Raw genomic sequence first — 22,631 nt, forward strand, 5'->3', positions numbered from 1 at the left:
CGGGCGCGCCGGTGCCTGTGGAGAACGACCGGAGCTGCTCGATCAGGCGGCCTCGAGGTACTCGTCCCACTGCGGGAGCGGCCGCTCGAAGCCGCGGACGAGCCAGCTGCGCCCGTTCGGCATCCGCGGCGTGAAGCGCAGCTCCCAGCCCATCTCGGCCGGCGTGTGGTCGCCCTTGACGTTGTTGCACCGCAGGCAGCACGCGACGAGGTTCTCCCAGGTGTCGCGTCCGCCGCGCGAGCGGGGCAGCACGTGGTCGATCGTCGTGGCCGATCGTGCGCAGTACGCGCAGCGGTGCTCGTCCCGGCGCAGCACCCCGCGTCTGGACACGGGGATGGGGCGCGAGTACGGCGTGCGCACGTATCTCGTGAGGATGATGACTGACGGTCGGTCCCACGATCCGCTCGCCGCGAGGACCGGGTGCTCCTCGTCGCTGCGGATGACGGTGGCCTTCTCGTTCATGACGAGCATGAGCGCGCGCTTGAACGAGACGACCGCCAGCGGCTCATAGCCGGCGTTGAGCACCAGGGTGCGCATGGCGTGCCTTTCGATCGGGGCTGGATGGCTCCCAGCCGCGTGAACGGTTCCGACGCACCGGGTGCGGGAGGCGTTCGCAGGCAAAGAGAAAGGGCACCGTCTGCATGACGATGCCCTGGTTCTCGTGCGCATGGCTCAGCGAGCCGGCGCTGTGCTGCGTACTGCTGTGCCGCAGGTCGAATTGCACGCGGTCATCCGCGGAATGGATGCTGCGTACGTCGATCATCTGGCAACTCCCGACGGTTCACTCGATACGTCAGGGCTTCAGGCTAACCCACGCGCGCGAGGCGGGGTCCCCGAGGCGCGCCGATTCGGCATCTCGTCACGAGGTGTTCACACGCGGGCGCGACCCGCCGGCTCAGCCGTTGATGCGGACGATGTAGTAGCTCGAGGTCCAGATCGGCTGGATGCGCACGGATGCACCGGGGTACGGCGCGTGCAGGATGTTGCCGTTGCCGGCGTAGAAGCCGTCGTGGCCCGACATGATCACGAGGTCGCCGGGCTGCGCCTCGGAGAGCGGGATGCGCGTGCCCGCGGCGGCCTGGCCGGCCGACGAGTGCGGCAGCGAGATGCCGTACTGGGCGAAGACGTACATGACGAAGCCCGAGCAGTCGAAGCCGGCGGGCGTCGCACCGCCGTAGACGTACGGGACGCCGATGTACTGCGAGGCGGTGGAGAAGACCGCTGCGGGACTGTAGCTCGTGCTCGGGGCCGCGTACGACGCGGTCGACGCCGCAGCGGTCTCGCCGTAGGAGGTCATCGCCGCGTTGGCGGCGGCGCGCTCTGCAGCCGCCTCGGCGGCGCGGCGGGCAGCCTCAGCCGCCTCGCGGGCCTCGCGCTCGGCCCGCTGCCGGTCGATCTCCTCCTTGGTGACGGCCTCGTAGCTGTCGGTGGTGATCTCGGCGGCGACCGCTTCCTCGTCGACCTCGACGCTCTGCGCCTCGGCCTTCGTGATCTGCGCGGCCTCGCTGGCGCCGAACTGCGGGTCCTGGGATCCGGGCGCGAAGGCGTAGGCGGGCAGGGCGAGCGTGCCGACGATCCCGGCGGCAACCGACATCACGATGACGTTGGCGGCCACGCCGCGGCGCAGCCCCTTGGTCGAGGCGAATGGTGCGTCAGGGGTGGCGATCTCGTTGCCCGAGCGGGCGATCTGGGTGGATGCGTTCGTGGGGTTCGTGGTCGAACCGCGGCGAGTCTTCCGAGCCAAGTCGTACCTCCGGCGCCCCCGCGGTGCTTGTGGCATCCACCCCGTCCGAGTGCGCTTGCGCGTACGTGTCACGAGGCAAGAGACAGACAGGGGGACGTCTTGACTCGTGTGCGCCGTCTGGCTTCGTGGCGGCGACTGAGTGGAGACGCTACGTCATTCGCGCGCCTATGTCACATCCCGAGCCGGAATTTCTCACGATTCGGTAACGAAACCATGTCCCCAGTCCGGGGGACATCCCGTGCGCGGATCCGCATGATTCCGCCGATCCGCACGATCACGGATCAGGTCGCGATGAAAATGTGCCCGGCGACCTCGACCGGGAGCTCCAGGCCCTCGTCCTGGCCCTCGACGTCGACCGCCACGTACCCGTCGCTCATCGAGAAGCGAGCGGATGCCCCGGGCACGACGCCGGCCTCCTTCAGCTGCCCGAGCAGCACCGGGTCGAACTGCACCGGCTCGGCCATGCGGCGGATGCGGCCGGAGACCGACTCCGCACCGGACTCGAGCTCGCGGACGACGTTGACGACGCCCTCCATGAACGGCGCCGCGGGGGCAACGCCCAGCTCGGCGAGCCCGGGGATCGGGTTGCCGTAGGGCGATTCGGTCGGGTGGCCGAGGATCTCGATGAGCCGGCGCTCGACGTGCTCGCTCATCACATGCTCCCACCGGCATGCCTCGTCGTGCACGTACTCCCAGTCGAGCCCGATCACGTCGGCGAGCAGGCGCTCGGCCAGGCGGTGCTTGCGCATCACGTGCACGGCCTTCTCGCGGCCGTCGGTCGTGAGCTCCAGGTGGCGGTCGCCCGAGACGACGACGAGCCCGTCGCGCTCCATGCGGGCCACCGTCTGCGACACGGTCGGCCCCGAGTGGCCGAGGCGCTCGGAGATGCGGGCGCGCAGGGGCACGATGCCCTCCTCCTCGAGGTCGAGGATGGTACGGAGGTACATCTCCGTCGTGTCGATGAGATCGGTCACCGGTCCTCCTGCTCCCGCCGCCCAGCGTGCCGTCACACAGCCTACCGTCGGCGGGGCGCTGGCTAGACTCGCAGCATGCCGAACCTCGTGATCCCAGAGTCGCTCCTGCCCGCCGACGGCCGCTTCGGATGCGGCCCGTCGAAGGTGCGGCCCGAGCAGCTCGAGCACCTCGCTCGCGCCGGGTCGGGCGTCATCGGCACGAGCCACCGCCAGGCGCCGGTCAAGCAGCTCGTCGGACGCGTGCGGTCGCACCTCGCCGACCTGTTCCAGGCGCCCGACGGCTACGAGGTGCTCGTCGGCAACGGCGGCTCGACCGCGTTCTGGGACGCCGCCGCGTTCGGGCTCATCGAGCGCCGCAGCCAGCACCTCTCGTTCGGCGAGTTCGGCGGCAAGTTCGCCAAGGCCGCGGCCGCCCCGTGGCTCGAGGCGCCCGACGTGCGCACTGCCGACGGCGGCTCGCGCAGCGAGCCCGAGCCCGTCGAGGGCGTCGACGTGTACGCGTGGCCGCACAACGAGACCTCCACGGGGGTGATGGCGCCCGTGACCCGCGTGCACGGCGACGCGGACGCGCTCACCGTGATCGACGCGACGAGCGCCGCCGCCGGCGTCGCATTCGACCCGCTCGAGTGCGACGTCTACTACTTCGCGCCGCAGAAGAACCTCGCCTCCGACGGAGGGCTCTGGTTCGCGCTCGTCTCCCCCGCCGCGATCGAGCGCATCGAGCGCATCGCCGCGTCGGGCCGCTACATCCCCGAGTTCCTGAGCCTCGCGAACGCGCTGTCGAACTCGCGGCTCGAGCAGACGCTGAACACGCCCGCGATCTCGACGCTGCTGCTCATGGAGAGCCAGCTCGACTGGATCAACGGCAACGGCGGGCTCGCCTGGGCCGACGCGCGCACGCGCGAGTCCAGCGGCATCCTCTACGACTGGGCGTCCGCGACCCCGTGGCGCACCCCTTCGTCGCCGACCCGGCGCACCGCTCGCAGGTGGTCGTCACGATCGACTTCGACGACTCGACGGATGCCGCGGCCATCGCCCGCACCCTGCGCGAGAACGGCGTGGTCGACACCGAGCCGTACCGCAAGCTCGGTCGCAACCAGCTGCGGGTCGCCACGTTCACCGCGATCGAGCCCGACGACGTGCGGGCGCTGACCGCGTGCCTCGACCACGTGCTGGAGCACCTCGGCTGATGCGCCTCTGGCTGAGCGAGGACGAACGCCGGCCCGACCCCGCACCGGTCCGGGCCGACGCGCGTACGGCCGTGCTCGCCGGGACCGGCTGCTGGGTCGTCGCGCTCGTCGCGACCATCGTGTGGCGCGAACCGCTCGACGCGGCCGGCCTCGGCTGGCTGCCGGAGACCGCCGTCGTCGGCATCGCCCTCGGCCTCATCGCGCTCGTCGTCGTGCAGGTGCGGCGGCGCCGGGCGGGCTGACCCGAGCGCGTCACTCCTCCTCGGAGTCGTCCTCGTCGGAGTCCTCGTCGTCGGTGTCGCCCTCGTCGTCTGAGTCCTCGTCGTCCGAGTCGTCCTCGTCGAACCCGTCCTCGTCGGTGTCGTCGTCCTCGGAGAGCTCGTCGTCCTCGTCGATGTCGTCCTCGTCGAAGTCCTCGTCCTCGGAGTCGTCGGATTCCTCGTCGTCCGAGTCCTCGTCGTCGGAGTCGTTCTCGTCGTCGGAGTCGTCCTCGTCGGAGTCGTCGTCCGACGCGTGGTCGGCCAGGCCGTCGATGTCGACGCCATCGAAGACGTCGTCGCCGTCCTCGGCGTCGTCGTCGAGATCGTCCGGATCGTCGAGGTCGTCGGTGCCGAGGTCGCCTTCGGTCGCCGAGTCGTCGGCGCCCGATGCGTCGGCGTCGTCGTCGCCGGAAGCGTCGTCGCCACCCTCCGCGGCCGCGCGCTCGGCGGCCTCGGCCTCGGCACGCGCCTGCGCGGCGCGGTACTCGGCGAGCCGATCGGCCCAGGGCACCCACTCGGGCGCGACGAGCGCACCCGTGCCGGGCACGAGCTGGCTCTCGAGCACCTGCGCCTCGCCGTCGTCATCCGCCCGCGCGACCGTCACGCTCCAGGTCCAGCCCGGGTAGCCGGTCACGCGCGCATCGAACAGCAGCGAGAGCACGTGCGGGCCGTCGACGACGTGGCCCCGCACGGACCCGACGGTCTCCGCGGGCGTCACCTCGAGCAGCGCCGAACGTGCGAGGTCGACCGCGGCGAGGAGCACCTCGTCGGCGACGACGGGCTCCGGCTCGGCGACCTCGGTCGGCTCAGCAGCGTCCGTCGACTCCGCGGCGTCCGTCGACTCCGCGGCATCCGTCGCCTCCGCGGCATCCGTCGCCTCGGCGGCATCCGTCGCCTCGACCTCGACCTCCTCGGTCTCCGTCTCGGCCTCGGCCGGCTGCTCGGCCCGGTCGCGCGCCTCGTCGACGTCCGTCTCGTCGGCCATGTCAGGCATCGAGATCGTCGGCGACCTTGCGCAGCACGGCCGCGATCTTGCGCCCCTCGGCGCGGTCGGGGTAGCGGCCGTTGCGCAGCTTGCCGCCGGTGATGTCGAGCCACTTCACCAGGTCTTCGACGATGATCGCCATCTCGTCGGCCGGCCGACGCTGCAGCTTCGTCATGCTCGGCCCGGCGTCGAGCACGCGCACCGAGAGCGCCTGCGCGCCGCGCTTGCCCTCGGCCACGCCGTACTCGACGCGGGACCCCGAGCGCACCGATGCGCCCGCGGGCAGCGCCGACGCCGGCAGGTGCACCTGCTGGCCGTCGTCGCCGGAGATGAACCCGAAGCCCTTCTCCTCGTCGAAGAACTTGACCTTGCCGGTTGGCATGCTGACCCTCACTCACTCGCGTGTTGCGGGCGCGCGACACTGCCGCCGCCCCGACCTCCCAGTCTAGTGCGAGGCGGGTCCGACGCCTGGCCTATCCTTGACCATGTGACGACGAGCACCCCACCGAGCGACCACCGCGCCGAGCGCGTCCTGGCCTACATGGTCGCCGCGACCGTCGGCTTCTCCATCCTGGCCTTCTTCGCGGTCATGATCGGCACGCTGTCGGGGGTCGGAGACAACGACGGGTTCAGCCAGGGCATCTGGCCGTTCATCATCGTGCTGCCGCTCGTCGGGCTGCCGATCGGCTTCCTGCTCCTCGTCGCGCTGCTCATCGTCAACGGCGTTCGACGCTCTCGGGAGTCCCGCCGGGGTTCGGCCTGATCGCAGCCGATGCTCCCGCTGGCCACACGACTGCGCGCGATGGAGCGCGAGTCGGTCGCGGCCGCGGTCCGCGCCCGACGGGTCGACCCCTCGGGCATCGACGACGTCTTCGACCTCGCTGAGGCGCTGCTCGCCGACGACTCGCTCGACCACGCGTTCGCGCGGCTCGACCGGCGCCTCCTGGCGTTCCTCGCCGTGGCGGTCGAGCTCGCCCCCGACGACGGGCGCCTCGCGCTCGATCGCGTGCTCGAGGGCTGGCCGGGCATCGCGCCCGACGCACCCGGTCGGGAGGATGCCGCGCTGCGCCTGGACGCGCTCGACGAGCGCCTGCTCGTGCTCACCGACGACGAGGGAGGCAACGGCCGCGGGATGCTGGTGCAGCGCGAGGTCGCCGACCGGCTGCGTGCCCGCATCCACGACGACCTGCCCGACGCGGCCGCCCTCGCGGCCCCGCCGCCACCCGGCCTCGTGCGCGGCGACGACGTGGACCAGGGCCTCGTCTCGCGCCTGGCGGCCGAGCGCGCGTTCCGCACCATCGCCGCACTCGCCGAGATCGTCGCCGCGGTGAGCCTGGAGCCGGCGCGCGAGCTCGTGCGCGGCGGCATCGCGCTGCCCGATGCGAAGCGCCTCGCCGCCGCAGCCGGCATCGAGCTCGACGAGTTGCCCGCACTCATGGACCTCGCCTCGCGCAGCGGCCTGCTCACGCGCGATACGGGCTACTGGCTCGAGACTCCGCGCGGCGAAGCGTGGCTCGAGGCCGAGACCCCGGATCGCTGGCGCCTGCTCGCCACGGCGTGGCGCGACCGCCTGCCCGACGAGCTCCTCGCCCTCATCGCGGACCGCTCGCCGATCGGCGGGCCGGCGGCACTCATCGACGAGGCGCGCTGGTTCTACCCGGCGGGCGGCGCGTGGCTCGACAACCGCGCCCGCGTCGTCTCGGCGGAGGCCGATGTGCTCGGCCTCACGGTGTCGGGCGTGCCCGTGCCGGCCGGCCGTGCGGTGGTCTCGGGCGACATCGGCCACGCGGTCGCCGCGACGGTGGCACTGCTGCCCGGCCACGTCGCGCAGGTGTACGTGCAGCACGACCTGTCGATCGTGGCCCCGGGTCCGCTCGCCCCGCCGCTCGACGCGCGCCTGCGCGTGCTCGCCGACGTCGAGGCGCGCGAACTCGCGTCGAGCTACCGGGTCTCCGCGGCATCCGTCAACCGCGCCCTCGCCGCCGGCGAGACCGCCGAGACCCTGCTCGAGTTCCTTCGCGGCATCTCGCTCACGGGCGTGCCCCAGCCGTTGGAGTACCTCGTGACCGAGACCGCGACGCGCTACGGCCGCGTGCGCGTCGGGTCGCTCGGCCCCGGCGAGATGCCCGCGCGCAGCTACGTGCGCAGCGACGACGACGGGCTCATCGGCACGATCGCGGTCGACCAGTCGCTGCAGTCGCTCGGGCTCGTGCGCACCGGCCCGCACCGCCTCACGAGTCGCTTCGGCGCCGACGTCGTGTTCTGGGCGCTGAGCGATGCCCGCTACCCCGTCGCCGCGGAGGACGAGACCGGCGAGATCGTCGTGCTGCGGCGGCACCGCGTCGCCCGCGTCGCCGAGCAGTCGCCCGCGCGCGACCTGGTCGCCGAACTCGTGGCCCGCGTCTTCGACGGCGCCGACGACCACAGCACCGAGCAGGCCTGGCTGTCGCGTCGCCTCGAGACGGCCGCGCGCGATCGGTCGGCCGTCACCGTCAGCGTGCGGATGCCCGGGGGCGACGTGGTCGACTTCGTGCTCGAGCCGACGAGCGTGGCGAACGGGCGGATGCGGGCGCGCGACCGGGCGACCGACATCGAGCGCACGCTGCCGATCTCGGCGATCGCGGGCGTCTCCGACGCCCCGGCGGAGTGAGCGCGGGCTGAGCCCCGGGGCATCCGCCCCCACCACCCGTCCGGCGGGTAGACTGGTTCGCTATGTCCGACGGCCCCCTGATCGTCCAGAGCGATCGCACCGTACTGCTCGAAGTCGCGAACCCGCTCGCCGAGGACGCGCGCCACGACCTCGCGGTCTTCGCCGAGCTCGAGCGCGCGCCCGAGCACATCCACACGTACCGCATCACGCGGCTCGGCCTGTGGAACGCGCGCGCCGCCGGGCACGACGCCGACGACATGCTCGGCACGCTCGAGCGCTACTCGAAGTTCCCGGTGCCGACCACCGTCGCGGTCGACATCCGCGAGACCGTCGGCCGCTACGGCCGCCTCGTGATCGACCGCACCGACGACGGCGACCTGCGGCTGCGCAGCGACGACCTCGCGGTGCTCACCGAGGTGAGCGGGGCGAAGCGCATCGCGCCGCTGCTCGACGCGCGCATCGACGACACCGGGTTCCTCGTCGCCGCGTGGGCGCGCGGGCAGCTCAAGCAGGAGCTCGTGAAGCTCGGCTGGCCGGCCGAGGACCTCGCCGGGTACACGCCCGGAACCCCGCACGACATCGACCTCGCCGAGGACGGCTGGCACCTGCGCGACTACCAGAAGAAGGCCGTCGACAACTTCTTCGACGGCGGCTCGGGCGTCGTGGTGCTCCCGTGCGGCGCGGGCAAGACGCTCGTGGGCGCGGGCGCGATGGCGACGGCGAAGACCACCACGCTCATCCTCGTGACCAACACCGTCTCCGCCCGGCAGTGGCGCGACGAGCTGCTGCGCCGCACGTCGCTCACCCCCGAGGAGATCGGCGAGTACTCCGGGCAGGTGAAGGAGGTCAAGCCGGTCACGATCGCGACGTACCAGATCCTCACCGCGAAGCGGAAGGGCGAGTACGCGCACCTCGCGCTGCTCGACGCGCTCGACTGGGGCCTCGTGGTCTACGACGAGGTGCACCTGCTGCCGGCGCCCGTGTTCAAGCTCACGGCCGAGCTGCAGGCCCGCCGCCGCCTCGGCCTCACCGCCACGCTCGTGCGCGAGGACGGCCGCGAGGGCGACGTGTTCTCGCTGATCGGCCCGAAGCGGTTCGACGCGCCGTGGAAGGAGATCGAGGCGCAGGGCTTCATCTCCCCCGCCGCCTGCTACGAGGTGCGCATCGACCTGCCGCAGTCGGAGCGGCTCGCCTACGCGGCGTCCGCCGACGACGAGCGGTACCGGCTCGCCGCGACCGCGCCCGCGAAGCTCCAGGTCGTGCGCGAGCTGGTCGCGAAGCACGCCGGCGAACGCATCCTCGTCATCGGCCAGTACCTCGACCAGATCGAGGAGCTCTCCGAGGCGCTCGGCGCACCGCAGCTGACGGGTGCCACGCCGGTCGACGAGCGCGAGCGGCTGTTCCAGGAGTTCCGCGACGGCACCACGCAGGTGCTCGTCGTGTCGAAGGTCGCGAACTTCTCGGTCGACCTGCCCGAGGCGACCGTCGCGATCCAGGTGTCGGGCTCGTTCGGCTCGCGCCAGGAGGAGGCGCAGCGCCTCGGACGGCTGCTGCGGCCGAAGGAGTCGGGACTGTCGGCGAACTTCTACACGCTGGTCTCGCGCGACACGGTCGACCAGGACTTCGCGCAGAACCGCCAGCGCTTCCTCGCCGAGCAGGGTTACAGCTACACCATCCTCGACGCGCACGCGCTGGCCGCGTAGCCGCGACCGCCGCCGCTACGTCCGCCGGTAGCGCAGGAACACCAGGTCGCCCGACGGGAGGGCGTGCACCAGTCGCATCCGCCGGATGCCCTCGGCGGCGTGCCGCACGATGCGCGGTCCGTCGCCGCCCACCAGCACCGGGCCGAGCGTGAGGCACAGCTCGTCGACGAGCCCCGCGTCGAGCAGCGCGCCGAACAGGCTCGGCCCGCCCTCGCAGAGCAGGTTCGCGTGCCCGAGGTTCGAGAGCGCGGTGACGGCCTCCGGCAGGTCGACGGCGTCGTCGCCGGCCACGAGCACGTCGGCCACCTCGGCGAGTGCTGCGCGGCGGTCGGCCGGTGCGGCGGCATGGGTCACGACGATCGGCCGCTCCGGGGCATCGGCGAAGATGGAGTCGGATGCCGCGAAGGCGAGGCTCGACGACACGATCGCGAGTCGCGGATGCGGCGCCAGCCCGTTCGCCCGCCGCCACGCCGCGTGCTCGGGCCCGAGTCGCAGCGCGCCGTAGCCCTCGTGGCGGAGCGTACCGCCCGCGACGAGCACCACGTCGGCCAGCGACCGGAGCACGCCCATGAGCTGCTGGTCGTCCTCGCCGCCGAGGCCGCCCGAGCGGCCGTCGACGGTCGCCGCCCCGTCGAGGCTCGACACGAAGTTGACCCGCAGGCCCCCGCCCTCGGCGTACGCGTAGGCGTCGCGCATGGCATCGCGGTCGATCATCGGGCGACCTCCTCGGGCAGGTCGGGCGTCGCGGGCATGTTGTGCACGAGCGGTCCCGCGGGCACCCGCCAGCCGAGGATCGCCTCGGTCATGCGCATCGCGTCGACGGTCTCGCGCACGTTGTGCACGCGGACGAGCCGGGCGCCCTGCGTCACGCACCAGACGGCGGCGGCGAGCGACCCGGCCACGCGGTCGCCGCGCTCGCGCCCGAGGGTCTCGCCGATGAAGTCCTTGTTCGACAGCGCGACGAGGGTCGGATGCCCCAGGGCGACGATCTCCCCGAGCCGCCGGGTCAGCTCGAGCGAGTCGGTCGTGCGCTTGTTGAGGTCGTGCCCGGGGTCGACGACGATGCGCTCGGGCGGCACGCCGCGCTCGAGCGCGAGATCCACCCGGCGGCGCAGGAAGTCGGCGACCTCGGCCACGACATCGCCGTAGCTGGGCGCGGGATGCGGCGTGCGTGGCGCCGCGAGGCTGTGCGTGATGACGATCGTCGCGTCGCTGTCGGCGATCACGTCGGCCATGCGCGGGTCGTGGATGCCCGTCGTGTCGTTGATGACGTGCGCCCCGGCGTCGATCGCGGCGCGCGCGACGTCGGGCTGGAACGTGTCGACCGAGATGCCCCCGGCGCCCGCGAGCTGCGCGACCACGGGCACGACCCGCTCGATCTCCTCGTCGACGGGGATCGCGGGTCCGGGCGCGAACTTCGCCCCACCCACGTCGACCCAGTCCGCGCCGTCGGCGTACGCGGCGAGCGCCGCCCCGACCGCGGCGTCGAGCGCGAAGGTCGCCCCGCGGTCGTAGAACGAGTCGGGGGTGCGGTTGACGATGGCCATCACGACCACCCGCCGGGCGAAGTCGATCTCGCGGCCGGCGATGCGGCGCACGTCGTGCGCGCTCACGCGCCGATCGCCTCGAGCGGCACGTCCGGGTCGGCGAGCGCCGCCGGGTCGACCGGGGCGCCCGAGCGGATCAGCCGCTGCACCTGGTCGTTCACGTCCCACACGTTCACGTTCATTCCCGCGACGACCCGGCCGTCGGCCACCCGGAAGGCGAGGAACTCGCGCCCCGGCAGGTCGCCGCGCACCACGAGCTCGGCGCCGCCGGCGAGCGAGGCGTAGCCCGAGTACTCCATGCCGAGGTCGTACTGGTCGGTGAAGAAGTAGGGGATCTCGTCGTAGGTCACCCGCTCCCCGGCGAGCGCCCGCCCCGCGGCCGTGCCGGAGGCGTCGGCGTTGCCCCAGTGCGCCACGCGCAGGTGCGTGCCGACGGTCGGCGAGAAGACGTTGGCCACGTCGCCCGCCGCGAAGACCCCGGGTGCGCCCGCGGACAGGTGCGCGTCGACCACGATGCCGTCGTCGACGGTGAGGCCGGCGGATGCCGCGAGCTCGACGTTCGGCACCGCGCCGATGCCGAACACGACGACGTCGGCCGGCACCTCCTCCCCGGAGCCGAGCACGACCGCCGACACGGCGCCGTCCCCGCGCAGCCCGGTCACGTCGGCGCCCATGCGGAGGTCGACGCCGCGCTCGCGGTGCAGCCCGGCGAACACCTCGCCGAGCTCGGGGCCGATCTCTCGGGCGAGCGGCACGTCGCCGTGGCCGAGCACCGTCACCTCGTTGCCGTACGTGCGGGCGGCGGCGGCGACCTCGAGGCCGATCCAGCCCGCCCCCACGACGACCACGCGGCGGTCGCCGCCGGAGATCGCGTCGCGCAGCGCGGTCGACTCGGCGAGGGTGCGCAGGTGGTGCACGCCGTCGAGGTCGGCGCCGTCGCCGGTGAACCGGCGCGCGCGGGAGCCGGTCGCGAGCAGGAGGCGCCGGTAGCCGAGGCGGTCGCCCGAGGCGAGCGTCAGCTCACGGGCATCCGTGTCGAGGCCCACCGCCTCGGAACCGGTGCGCACGTCGACGTCGTGCTCGGCGTACCAAGCCGCGTCGTGCGGGAAGATCACGTCGGCCGCTTCCGCCCCCTGCAGGTAGCCCTTCGACAGGGGCGGCCGCTCGTGCGGCAGTAGCGGTTCGCCGGCGACCAGCGCGAGCTCCCCGTCGTACCCCGCCTCGCGTGCCGCGCCGGCCGCCCGGGCCGCCGCGAGTCCGCCGCCCACGATGATCACTCGCCCGGTGCTCGCCATGTGCCGAGTCTTCCACGCGGCGGTTCGCCACGCACCGGCGAGAGCCCGATGCACGGCGGATGCAGGGCGCGCACATGGCCGGCGCGCGGCCCCGCCACAGCCACCCGTCGACGGGCATTCGACGGACTCACAGGCAAGTTCCAGTGAATGCGCAGATACTGGGTGCATGAGCGACGGACCACGCATCCTGATCGTCGACGACGAGCCGAACATCCGCGACCTGCTGACCACGAGCCTGCGCTTCGCGGGCTTCGCCGTGCGCGCGGTCGGCAACGGCGCGCAGACCATCTCCGCGGTGATCGAGGAGGAGCCCGACCTCATCATCCTCGACGTCATGCTGCCCGACATGAACGGCTTCGGCGTCACCAAGCGCCTCCGCTCGGCCGGCTACACGGCGCCGATCCTCTTCCTCACCGCCAAGGACGACACCGAGGACAAGATCACCGGCCTCACCGTCGGCGGCGACGACTACGTCACCAAGCCGTTCAGCCTCGACGAGATCGTCGCGCGCATCCGCGCCATCCTGCGCCGCACCATGCACGCCGACGAGGACGCGGTGATCCGCACCGGCGAGCTCACCATGGACCAGGACACGCACGAGGTGCTGGTCGGCGACGTGCCCATCGAGCTCTCCCCCACCGAATTCAAGCTGCTGCGATACCTCATGCTGAACCCGAACCGGGTGCTGTCGAAGGCGCAGATCCTCGACCACGTGTGGGAGTACGACTTCAACGGCGACGCGGGCATCGTCGAGAGCTACATCTCGTACCTGCGACGCAAGCTCGACCAGCACTCGAGCGAGCCGCTGATCCAGACCAAGCGGGGCTTCGGGTACATGCTCAAGGCCTCCAAGGCCTGACTCAGGAACGCGCACGTAGACTCGCGGCGCCATGCACCAGACACTCACCGACCGTTGGAGTCGCATCTCCCTGCGCTCCAAGATCACGGGCGTGACGGTGCTGATGCTGACCCTCGGCCTGCTCGTCTCGGGCGTCGGCACCATGACGATGCTGCGCAGCTGGGTCGAGGACCAGCAGGACAAGAAGCTCGTCGCCATCGCACGCGGTGAGCTGTCGAAGTACTTCGTCGGCGGTGACGCGGGCGACACGCTCGACGGCGAGGACCTACGGCTCGACACGACCGACGACGTGTTCATCGCGATCTACGACGGCGAGGGCGAGTTCGTCGCCCACAACTGGCTGCTGCACGACCGCGACTCGTGGCCCGAGATCCCGGCGCAGCTCACGGTGTCGGACGTCTCGCTGCTGAACGCCGGCACGAGCGGCTACACGGTGCGCACGCTGCACGACGTGAACGGAGACCCGAACTTCCACGCCATCACGCTGGTCGCCAACGCCGACGAGCACGGCAACTTCGCGCCCGTGCTCGTGGCCGTCTCGATGACCGAGTCGCGCAACCTGCTCGCGGCGTACCTCACGATCTTCCTCGGCTTCGGCATCGGCGTGGTGCTGGTGGGCGCACTGCTCACGCGGATGCTCGTGACCACGACCTTCCTGCCGCTGCGCGAGGTTGAGCACACCGCGGCGGCGATCGCCGACGGCGACTTCAGCCAGCGCCTCGGCGGCGCGACCCCGAACACCGAGGTCGGTCGCCTGAACCGGTCGCTCAACACGATGCTGAACCGCATCGACCGCGCGTTCCGCGACCGCGCCCGCACGATCGAGCAGATGCGTCGCTTCGTGGGCGACGCATCGCACGAGCTGCGCACCCCGCTCGTGTCGGTGCGCGGCTACGCCGAGCTCTACCGCATGGGTGCGCTGCAGTCGCCCGACGAGGTGGGCCAGGCGATGGATCGCATCGAGAAGGAGGCGATCCGCATGGGCGGGCTCGTCGAGGACCTGCTCGAGCTCGCACGCCTCGACGAGACCAAGCCGCTCACGCTCGCGCAGGTCGACCTGGTGCCGCTCGCGCGCGATGCGGCGCTCGACGCGATGGCCATCTCGCCCGCACGCACGGTGTCGGTCGTCGCCCGCGGCATCGACGGCGACGAGACGACGGATGCCACGAGTCTGCCGTCGCGCACGCAGGGCACGTCCGACGCGCGGCCGTCGACCGGCTCGGGGCCGATCGCGTTCGCGGGAGCGACGCTCGCCCGGCTGCGCCGTCGGCCGCGGCGCGGCGTCGCCCCCGAGGCATCCGCCGCCGGGCCCGAGCCGCTCTTCGACCTCGAGGGCAACGAGCCGGAGCCGCTCGAGGAGACCTCGGAGGCCGTGCCCGCGATCGTCATGGCCGAGGAGAACAAGCTCCGCCAGGTCATCACGAACCTCATGGCGAACGCGATGCGCTTCACGCCCGACGACAGCCCGATCGAGATCGTCGTCTCGACCGACCGGTCGAGCGAGTCGGCGACGGTCGAGATCGTCGACCACGGCGAGGGCATCCCGCCGCAGATCCGCGAGAAGATCTTCCAGCGCTTCTGGCGCGCCGACACCTCGCGCACGCGTGAGACCGGCGGTTCGGGCCTCGGGCTCGCGATCGTCGCGTCGATCGTCGCCGCGCACAACGGCACCGTCGGCGTGACGGAGACGCCCGGCGGCGGCGCGACCTTCCGCGTCACGCTGCCGCTCGCCGACTCGGCGCGCGCGCCGCGGTCGCTCGACGCACCCGCCTGAGCCGCGCATCCTCCACAGGGTGGGGCGGGTACAGGTCGGATGCCTCGGGGCCGCGTGGGCCGGACGGTGGCGCCGTCGCGGCCTAGCGTCGGTCGCACCGAACGAGAGGATGCGACCATGACCACCTTCCACGTCGACAGCGACCAGGTGCTGACCACCGCGTCGGCCGCACAGGCCACGATCGAGCACCTGATGGCCGACACCGCCGGACTCAACGCCCAGTTGACCGGGCTGCAGGGCGCCTGGTCGGGGCAGGCGTCGGTCGCGTTCCAGTCGGCGGTCGCCGAGTGGCGCGCCGTGCAGCAGTCCGTCGAGCAGACGCTCGCCGGCGTGCAGCAGGCGCTGGGCGCGGCCGGTGCGCGCTACGCCGAGGTCGAGCAGGCGAACGCGGCGCTGTTCGTGCGCTGAGCAGACGCCCTGCGCCTGCCCGGGCGTTCAGCCGTCGAGGTTCGCCAGGAGCGCCTCGGCGAGGGGCACGGCCGACGCCCGCGCCTCGGCGTAGTCCAGCGCGGGCATGTAGTCGACCGACGCAGGCGGGACGGGCGGAAACGCCACGCGGATCCAGTCGTGCTGACGATGCAGGTCGAGGATGCACTCCTCACCGTCGTCGCAGCGGAGGACCGCGCCGCCCGGCTCGACGCCGACGACCACGACCTCGGAGCCGCCGTCGGCCAGCCAGTCCTCACGCGCGTCGAGGAACCCCCACTCACCGCCCGGGAGCACGCTCACGTGCCCGAATCCGGCGTCGCGGTCGAGGAAGCCGAGCGAGCAGCGGAGGGCGCCCGTCGTGTCTGCCGCGTAGACGTACTGGCCGACCCTCGGGCCGTCCCAGAACGATCCGAACCAGATCTCTCCCAGTCCGGACACCTCGCCGACCTCGTCGGCCGTGCCGAGATCGTCGCACGACGCGATGGGCGGCGTCGATGCGCTCGCGGTCCACCGTGCGGCAGGTTCGCCCGCCGCCTCGATGGTCACCAGGAGCGCGTCCACGTACCCGGCGAAGGCTGCGGTCAACGCATCATCCGTCGCGTACGTCGACACGTCGATGCCGTCCACTCGGAAGTCGACCCATGCCCCGGCAGCCCAGCCCATCAGCTCGCAGTGCCCGGTTCGATCGGTGTCGGGGCTGCCGCCGGTGCCGACGCAGCGCGGCCCCTGCACGGACGGTCCGTACGGCGAGGCCGGCAGGACGTCCGCGTAGGCGTCCACGTACTCCTGCGCCTGCGCCTCCCCTCGGGAAGGACGTGCAGCACGATCGAGTACCGGTACGACGGCTCGGTCAGCCAGTACGGCTGCACGCTGCCGTCGTCCCACTCGCACACGAGCGCTCCGAGCTGCATCGATGCGGCGCGGTCGGGCGCGACCTCTGCGAGCACCGGAACCGGCACGAGCGGATCCGGCGCTCCCATGAACGACTCGAGCGCGTCGATCGACAGGGCGTCGTCGCAGGTCAGGTCGAGTCGGGACTCGGGCCCTTCGTACGCGGCTTCGGTGGGGGTCGGCGACGGCGTAGCGGAAGATGCGACGGGCGGAGCCTCCTCCGCCGGCTGCGCGGCGCACGCGGTCAGCGACAGCAGCGCCGCCGCGCCGATGGAACCGAGTGTCAGGCCAGTCCGTCGTCGCATTCGGTCATGGTACGTGCGACGGGGCATGCCCTCGGGCCGGCTGTGGACGACGGGGCGGGCCGAGGCACCGGTGCGTCAGGCGCGCTCGGCGAGTGCCGTGCTCGCGCGGGCGGCCGCGTCGGCGAGCGCCCGGGAGTCGGCGGTGGCGAGCTCGCCGTCGGCGACGACCGTGCGGCCGCCGACGAGCAGGCGCGCGAGCGGCGGGAGCGAGGCGAGCCCGAGGGCGGCGACCGGGTCGGCGATGCCGGCGTGCTCGACGCCGTCGATGCGCCAGAGCGCGAGGTCGGCGAGCTTGCCCGGCTCGATCGAGCCGAGCTCGTCGTGTCGGCCGAGCACGCGCGCGCCGCCGATCGTGGCGAGCCGCAGGGCCGTGTGCACGTCCATCGCCCCGGCGCCGTCGCGCAGCCGCGCGAGCAGCACCGCCTGGCGGATCTCGTCACCCAGCCGGCCCGACTCGTTCGACGCCGCCCCGTCGACGCCGAGGCCGACCGGCGCCCCCGCGGCGACGAGCGCGCGCACGGGCGCGATGCCCGCCGCGAGCCGCGCGTTCGACGACGGGCAGTGCGCCACGCCCGTGCCGGTGTCGGCGAAGCGGCGCACGTCGGCGTCGTCGAGGTGCACGCAGTGCGCCATCCAGACGTCGTCGCCGAGCCAGCCGAGCGACTCGAGGTACCCGGCGGGCGAGGTGCCGAACCGCTCGCGGCAGAACGCCTCCTCCTCGACGGTCTCGGCGCCGTGCGTGTGCAGCCGCACGCCGAGGTCGCGCGCGAGCACCGCCGACTCCCGCAGCAGGTCGGCCGTCACCGAGAACGGCGAGCAGGGCGCGGCGGCGATGCGCACCATCGACGAGAACCCGGGGTCGTGGTAGGCGTCGACGGCCGCCTGAGTGGCCGCCAGCGCGGCATCCGTCGTCTCGACCGCGAAGTCGGGCGGCAGGCCGCCGGCACTGCGACCGAGGTCCATCGAGCCACGAGTGGCGTGCAGGCGGATGCCCACGTCCGACCCGGCCTCGACGATCGCGCCGACGAGGTCGCCGCCACCGGCGGGGAACACGTAGTGGTGGTCGGCGAGCGTCGTGCAGCCCGAGCGGGCGGCCACGGCGAGCGCCCCCGCGGCCCCGGCACGCACCAGGTCGGCGTCGATGCGCGACCACATCGGGTACAGCGCGACGAGCCAGTCGAACAGGATGTCGTCCTGCGCGAACCCGCGCGTGAGCCACTGGTACAGGTGGTGGTGGGTGTTCACGAGGCCGGGCGTGAGCAGGTGCCCGCGCCCGTCGATGCGCTCGTGAGCGGATGCCGCGAGCTCACCCGGCACCGGCCCCGCGCCGACCGCGGTGATGCGGTCGCCGTCGACGACCACGTAGCCCGCGGGGTGCTCGGTGCCGGCCGCATCGACGGTCGCCACGTGGCATCCGTCGATCACCACCCGCCGCACGGCCACGCCGGCGCCGGCGGCCGCCATCAGACCAGCCCGGTGTAGTGATCCCACGCGGGCCCGGCGTCGGGCGCGTCGTCGCGCGTCACCGTCGCCTGGATCAGCCCGTAGGGCCGGTCGTCGGCGTGGAAGACCTCGTTGTCGTTGTCGATGCCGAATCGGCCGAGGTCGGAGAGGAAGTGGTGCTTGTTCGGCGCCGACATGCGGATCTCGACGATCTCGGGGTACGTCTCGAGCACCGCGCGGCCCATCGCGTAGAGCGTCTGCTGCAGCGCGAGCGAGTGCACGTTCGCGAAGCGCTCGACCACGACGGCCTTCACCCCGTCGTAGACCGCGTTCCAGTCGACGTCGATGGTGCCGAAGCGCCAGGTCGCGACGAGCGAGGTCGCCATGATGCGGTCGGTGGTGGGCTCCAGCACCGTGTACTCGTCCTCGAGGAAGCCGTGGAACTCCGAGCCGGTGGACTTCAGGATCACGAGGTCCTTGAACCCGCCGGTCACCCAGGTCTGCTGCGCCTCGCCGTCGCCGGCCACCGTGACCGACGCGAGCCGCACCTCCGTGCCGTTGCGCGTCCAGGTGTGGTCGTGCTCGGCGCCGTCCACGACGACGCGATCCCACGCGTACTCCTCGATCTCGATGCGGGCGGATGCCACGGGCGCCACGTCGTCCACGAAGTGCCGCGCGAGCGCGAGGCCGTACTCCTCGAGTTCCGCCAGGCCGTGCAGCTTCGCGTACGCGTAGGCGGTCTGCTTCTGCGTGTCGGTCGGCAGCACGTTGCCCTGGTCGCCGTCCAGGTGCGCGGCCGCGAAGTCGCCGCGCAGCGCGGTCGACACGTTCACGTCGCGGATCTCGTGACGGGGGCTGTCGCGGACGATCCGCACGATGCGGTTCTCCGCCTTGCCGTACCGGTCGTCGCCGAGGATGATCGCCATCTGCTGCTCCTGTGTGTCGTTCGGTGGTTCGGATGCGTGTTCGGGGGTTCGGCTCAGTCGTCCGCGGTGCTGCTCGCGAGCCGCCAGACGCGGTCGCGCGAGAACGGCAGCTCGTACCCGCGCACGCCGATCGCACGGCGGATCGCGTTGCCGATCGCGGCGGCGACGGGGTTGTACGGGCTCTCGCTCATCGACTTCGCGCCGAACGGCCCGAGGTCGTCGCTGGTCTCGGCGAAGTACACCTCGGTGTCGGGCACGTCGGCCATCTGCGGCACGCGGTAGAGGCGGAAGACGGGCGTCGTGACCCGCCCCTCGTCGAGCATGACCTCCTCGTAGAGCGCGCCGCCGATGGCCTGGGCGACGCCGCCCTCGACCTGGCCGCGGCACTGCTCGGGGTTCATGACCGTGCCCGCGTCGGCGGCCTGGATCGACTGGAGGATGCGCACGGTGCCCGTGCGCACGTCGACGGCCACCCGGAACGCGTGCACGTTGTACGCGAGCGAGCGCTGGTCGCCGTACTCGGCGCCGCGCGCGAACGCGCCCTCGGGCGAGCGGTGCTCCGCGGGCACGGCCGCGATGAGCTCCGCGAACACGATGCGACGGGACGGGCCGGTGACGGATGCGGCGATGAGCGCGCCGTCCCGGTCGAGCACGACGTCCTCCTGGGCGCACCCCGCAACCTCCGCGGCCGCCGTGACGAGCACCTCGCGCAGCGCGAGCGCCGCCGCGTGCAGCGCCTTGCCGGCGACCGTCGTGCCGGCCGACGCGAACGCTCCCGTGTCGTGCGTCGCGGCATCCGTGTCGGACTGGTGGATCACGATGCGGTCGACGCCCGTGCCGAGGTCGGTCGCCACGATCTGCGCGTGCACGGTCGTGGTGCCGTTGCCGAACTCGCTCGTGCCGACGCCGAGGCGCACGGTGCCGTCGGAGCGCAGCGTCACGGTGGTCTCGGAGACGTGCCCGCGCGGTGCCATCGTGGCGATCGTCGACGCGGCCATGCCCTCGCCGACGCGCCAGTGCGGGCCGTCGGGCGCGGCGACCCCGTTGCCGCGCCGCAGCGCCTGCTCGGCCAGGTCGAGGCACTGGTCCAGCCCGTAGCTGCCGTGCACGAGCTCGGCCTCGGGCTCGTCGTGCCATGCGAAGGGCGGCTCGCCGTCGCGGATGACGTTGCGCCGACGCAACTCGAACGGGTCGATGCCGAGCTCGAGCGCGAGCTCGTCGAGCGCCGATTCGACGCCGAAGATCACCTGCCCGAGCCCGTAGCCGCGGAACGCACCCGACGGCGGGTTGTTCGTGTACACCGCCTCGGCGTCGACGCGCTTCACGGGGCTGCGGTACAGCGAGATCGACTCGGTGCAGGCGTGGAACATGACGCCGCGCGAGTGGTTGCCGTAGGCACCGGTGTCGCTCAGCACGTCGACGTGCATGGCCGTGAGCACGCCGTCGCGGGTCGCGCCGAGTCGCACGCCGACGCGCATCGGGTGCCGCAGCGTCGTGCGCGTGAACTCCTCGGTGCGCGTGAGCTCCCACCCCACCGGCCGGCCGAGCCGCAGCGCGGCGACGGCGACGAGGTCCTCGGTGAGCAGCTCCTGCTTGCCGCCGAAGCCGCCGCCGACGCGGCCGGTGTGCACGCGCACGCGCTCGGGCGGCAGGTCGAGCAGGCGTGCGAGCTCGTCGCGGGCGAGGAACGGCACCTGCGTGCTCGTGCGCACCACGAGCCGGCCGTCGTCGTCGATCCAGGCGATGCTGCCGTGGGTCTCGAGCTGGGCATGGCTCTGCCGTTGCGTCTGCCAGGTGCCCGAGACGGTGACATCGGATGCCGCGAGGGCCACGTCCACGTCGCCGCCGTAGCCCGCGTGCAGCGCCGCGATCACGTTGCGCTCGGCCTCGTCGACGCGGTCGTCGGGCGTGCGCCCGGGATGGATCACGGGAGCGCCCGGCTGCCTGGCGGCATCCGGATCGAACACCGCCGGCAGCTGCTCGTACTCGATCTCGAGCGCTCGGCAGCCCGCCTCGGCCGCCGCGGCGCTCGTCGCGACGACCGCGGCGACGCGCTGGCCGACGAAGCGCGCGACGTCGTCGAGCATGCGGGTGTCGTCGGGGTCATCGGTGCGGTGCTCGTGCCGGCCGGTGGAGTAGCGGGTCGCGGGCACGTCCTCGTGGGTGAGCACGAGTTCGACGCCGTCGATCGCCTCGGCGGCGGTCGTGTCGATCGAGACGATGCGGGCGTGGGCGTGCGGCGAGCCGAGCACGCGCAGGTGCAGCATCCCCTCGACCGTGGTGTCGAAGGTGAACGGCTCGGTGCCCGTGACGACACGGCGGGCGGCGGGCGGATGCACCGAGCTGCCCACGACCGAACCCGGCGCCGCGCCGGGCGGCGTGCCGGTCGATCCCAGGTTGCGCGCGCCGGCGCCCGCGACGACGCCCGCGTGGATCGACTCGCGGATGCTGCGGTACCCCGTGCACCGGCAGAGGCTGCCCTTCATGCGCCGGGGCAGGTCGTCGAGGTCGCCCTCGTCGAGGGTGGAGGCCGTGACGACCATGCCGGCGGTGCAGAACCCGCACTGGAACCCGAAGTGGTCGACGAACGCCTCCTGCATGGGGTGCAGCGCGTCGGGCGTGCCGAGCCCTGCGGCCGTCGTGACCTCGGCTCCCTCGGCGCGGTGCGCGGGCGTGATGCACGAGTGCACGGGCACGCCGTCGACGAGCACCGCGCACGCGCCGCAATCGCCCGCGTCGCAGCCCTTCTTCACCTCGAGGTGCGCGTGCTCGCGCAGGTAGGTGCGCAGCGACTGCCCGGCCCGCGGCTCGCCCTGCTCGGGGTGCCCGTTCACGGTGACCCTCATGCGGCCAGCTCCTCGCGCACGTCCTCGAGCAGCGCCACGCTCACGGCACGCCGCCAGTCGGCGGTGCCGAGCGGGTCGGTGTAGTAGCCGTTCAAGTCCTCGACCGCGCGGCGCAGCGTCGCCGCGTCGGGCAGCCGGTCGTAGCGCAGCACGGTGGGCCGTTCGGTGGCGGCGGTGATCACGAGGGTCGCGGCGCCGTCCTCGTCGACGCGCCCGGTGAGCACCGCACCCGACCGGCCGAGCTCGGCGAGGGCGATCTTGCGGAAGGCCGTGCGAGCACGCAGCGCGTGGGCGGGCAGGTCGATCGCGCGCAGCACCTCGCCCGCGGCGAGCGCGTTGGTGCCGTTGCCGGTCACGAGGTCGGCGACGGGCCGCCGGTACTCGCCGTCGTCGGGCGTCCAGACGAGCGCCTCGCCGTCGAGGGTCGCGCACAGCGACACCATGCCGGCCGCCGCGAACGAACGGCAGACGTTGCCGCCGACGGTCGCGGCGTTCCAGATCTTGAACGAGGCGAGCAGCGCGTTCGCGCAGTGGGCAACCAGCGGATGCGCCGGCCAGGCCGCTCCCGCAGCGTGCGCGACGAGCTCGGCGATGGTGCAGGTGGCGCCGATGCGCAGCCCGCCGCCCTGCTCCTCGATGCTCGGCCAGCCCATGCCGGTGAGGTCGACGAGGCCGGTCGTGCCCACCTGCGGCTCGGAGTACAGCCAGGTGCCGCCCGCGACGAACCGCTCGCCCGGGGCGAGCGCGAGGTCGTCGCGCGTGGTGGCGCGCCGGTAGGCGCGTACGGTCTCGAGGTCCACGGCGGCCGCC

20 protein-coding genes and 1 pseudogene are annotated in these 22,631 nt (G+C 72.8%); 8 read left to right on the plus strand and 13 right to left on the minus strand.

Going from position 1 to position 22,631, the window contains the following annotated elements:
* Positions 1-42 precede the first annotated feature (42 nt).
* The 3 genes from QUE38_RS03010 to QUE38_RS03020 all read right to left on the minus strand — a co-directional run bounded on the left by QUE38_RS03010 (position 43) and on the right by QUE38_RS03020 (position 2,718).
* A complete protein-coding gene (locus tag QUE38_RS03010; RefSeq protein ID WP_286310123.1) occupies positions 43-537 on the minus strand; it encodes an HNH endonuclease in 495 nt (164 codons plus the stop codon).
* Positions 538-895: 358 nt separating this feature from the next.
* Positions 896-1,744, minus strand: coding sequence for a C40 family peptidase (locus QUE38_RS03015; protein ID WP_286310124.1), 849 nt, complete (start codon positions 1,742-1,744; stop codon positions 896-898).
* A gap of 281 nt (positions 1,745-2,025) precedes the next feature.
* The gene (locus QUE38_RS03020) at positions 2,026-2,718 is read right to left on the minus strand and encodes a metal-dependent transcriptional regulator (RefSeq protein WP_286310125.1); all 693 of its coding nucleotides are present in this window, start codon (positions 2,716-2,718) and stop codon (positions 2,026-2,028) included.
* A gap of 75 nt (positions 2,719-2,793) precedes the next feature.
* Between QUE38_RS03020 and serC the strand changes: the two are divergent.
* Positions 2,794-3,908 (plus strand): annotated as a pseudogene (gene serC / locus QUE38_RS03025) (phosphoserine transaminase).
* Positions 3,908-4,150, plus strand: coding sequence for a DUF2530 domain-containing protein (locus tag QUE38_RS03030; protein ID WP_286310127.1), 243 nt, complete (start codon positions 3,908-3,910; stop codon positions 4,148-4,150). The pseudogene serC and the gene QUE38_RS03030 overlap by 1 nt, the downstream one beginning before the upstream one ends.
* Before the next feature lie 10 nt (positions 4,151-4,160).
* On the opposite strand, the gene QUE38_RS03035 is transcribed toward QUE38_RS03030, so the two are convergent.
* Complete coding sequence (locus QUE38_RS03035) at positions 4,161-5,153, minus strand: DUF3027 domain-containing protein (RefSeq protein ID WP_286310128.1); 993 nt, start codon at positions 5,151-5,153, stop codon at positions 4,161-4,163.
* Between the two features lies 1 nt (position 5,154).
* Positions 5,155-5,535: a cold-shock protein gene (locus tag QUE38_RS03040; protein WP_286310129.1), complete on the minus strand. Its 381-nt coding sequence runs from the start codon at positions 5,533-5,535 to the stop codon at positions 5,155-5,157.
* A 105-nt stretch (positions 5,536-5,640) separates the two neighbouring features.
* On the opposite strand from QUE38_RS03040, the gene QUE38_RS03045 reads away from it, so the two are divergent.
* The 3 genes from QUE38_RS03045 (at position 5,641) to QUE38_RS03055 (ending at position 9,506) form a co-directional block, all read left to right on the plus strand.
* Positions 5,641-5,916, plus strand: a complete 276-nt coding sequence (locus QUE38_RS03045) for a hypothetical protein (RefSeq protein ID WP_286310131.1) — start codon at positions 5,641-5,643, stop codon at positions 5,914-5,916.
* Positions 5,917-5,955: 39 nt separating this feature from the next.
* A complete protein-coding gene (locus QUE38_RS03050) occupies positions 5,956-7,803 on the plus strand; it encodes a helicase-associated domain-containing protein (protein ID WP_286310134.1) in 1,848 nt (615 codons plus the stop codon).
* 62 nt (positions 7,804-7,865) lie between these two features.
* Positions 7,866-9,506, plus strand: a complete 1,641-nt coding sequence (locus tag QUE38_RS03055) for a DNA repair helicase XPB (protein ID WP_286310135.1) — start codon at positions 7,866-7,868, stop codon at positions 9,504-9,506.
* Between the two features lie 15 nt (positions 9,507-9,521).
* Here the strand turns inward: QUE38_RS03055 and QUE38_RS03060 are convergent, their stop codons facing one another.
* From QUE38_RS03060 to QUE38_RS03070, 3 genes are all read right to left on the minus strand, one after another.
* A complete protein-coding gene (locus QUE38_RS03060) occupies positions 9,522-10,220 on the minus strand; it encodes a pyrimidine reductase family protein (protein WP_286310136.1) in 699 nt (232 codons plus the stop codon).
* Positions 10,217-11,053 (minus strand): dihydropteroate synthase, encoded by an 837-nt coding sequence (gene folP / locus QUE38_RS03065; RefSeq protein ID WP_286311630.1) that lies wholly within the window; start codon positions 11,051-11,053, stop codon positions 10,217-10,219. Before folP ends, QUE38_RS03060 begins: the two co-directional genes overlap by 4 nt.
* A 62-nt stretch (positions 11,054-11,115) precedes the next feature.
* Positions 11,116-12,348: an NAD(P)/FAD-dependent oxidoreductase gene (locus QUE38_RS03070; RefSeq protein WP_286310137.1), complete on the minus strand. Its 1,233-nt coding sequence runs from the start codon at positions 12,346-12,348 to the stop codon at positions 11,116-11,118.
* 166 nt (positions 12,349-12,514) lie between these two features.
* On the opposite strand from QUE38_RS03070, the gene QUE38_RS03075 reads away from it, so the two are divergent.
* From QUE38_RS03075 to QUE38_RS03085, 3 genes are all read left to right on the plus strand, one after another.
* Positions 12,515-13,207 (plus strand): response regulator transcription factor, encoded by a 693-nt coding sequence (locus QUE38_RS03075; protein WP_286310138.1) that lies wholly within the window; start codon positions 12,515-12,517, stop codon positions 13,205-13,207.
* Positions 13,208-13,238: 31 nt separating this feature from the next.
* Positions 13,239-14,981, plus strand: coding sequence for a sensor histidine kinase (locus tag QUE38_RS03080; protein WP_286310140.1), 1,743 nt, complete (start codon positions 13,239-13,241; stop codon positions 14,979-14,981).
* 117 nt (positions 14,982-15,098) lie between these two features.
* Positions 15,099-15,389, plus strand: coding sequence for a WXG100 family type VII secretion target (locus QUE38_RS03085; protein WP_286310141.1), 291 nt, complete (start codon positions 15,099-15,101; stop codon positions 15,387-15,389).
* Positions 15,390-15,416: 27 nt separating this feature from the next.
* Here the strand turns inward: QUE38_RS03085 and QUE38_RS03090 are convergent, their stop codons facing one another.
* The 5 genes from QUE38_RS03090 to QUE38_RS03110 form a co-directional block, all read right to left on the minus strand.
* Positions 15,417-16,190 (minus strand): hypothetical protein, encoded by a 774-nt coding sequence (locus QUE38_RS03090; protein ID WP_286310142.1) that lies wholly within the window; start codon positions 16,188-16,190, stop codon positions 15,417-15,419.
* A 491-nt stretch (positions 16,191-16,681) separates the two neighbouring features.
* Positions 16,682-18,070, minus strand: coding sequence for an 8-oxoguanine deaminase (locus tag QUE38_RS03095; RefSeq protein ID WP_286310144.1), 1,389 nt, complete (start codon positions 18,068-18,070; stop codon positions 16,682-16,684).
* Positions 18,070-18,975: a factor-independent urate hydroxylase gene (pucL, locus tag QUE38_RS03100; RefSeq protein WP_286310145.1), complete on the minus strand. Its 906-nt coding sequence runs from the start codon at positions 18,973-18,975 to the stop codon at positions 18,070-18,072. Before pucL ends, QUE38_RS03095 begins: the two co-directional genes overlap by 1 nt.
* Positions 18,976-19,028: 53 nt before the next feature.
* The gene (locus tag QUE38_RS03105) at positions 19,029-21,821 is read right to left on the minus strand and encodes a molybdopterin-dependent oxidoreductase (protein WP_286310147.1); all 2,793 of its coding nucleotides are present in this window, start codon (positions 21,819-21,821) and stop codon (positions 19,029-19,031) included.
* Positions 21,818-22,621 (minus strand): FAD binding domain-containing protein, encoded by an 804-nt coding sequence (locus QUE38_RS03110; protein WP_286310148.1) that lies wholly within the window; start codon positions 22,619-22,621, stop codon positions 21,818-21,820. Before QUE38_RS03110 ends, QUE38_RS03105 begins: the two co-directional genes overlap by 4 nt.
* Between the last annotated feature and the right edge of the window lie 10 nt (positions 22,622-22,631).

Source organism: Agromyces mangrovi (assembly GCF_030296695.1).
Taxonomy (GTDB): Bacteria; Actinomycetota; Actinomycetes; order Actinomycetales; family Microbacteriaceae; genus Agromyces; species Agromyces mangrovi.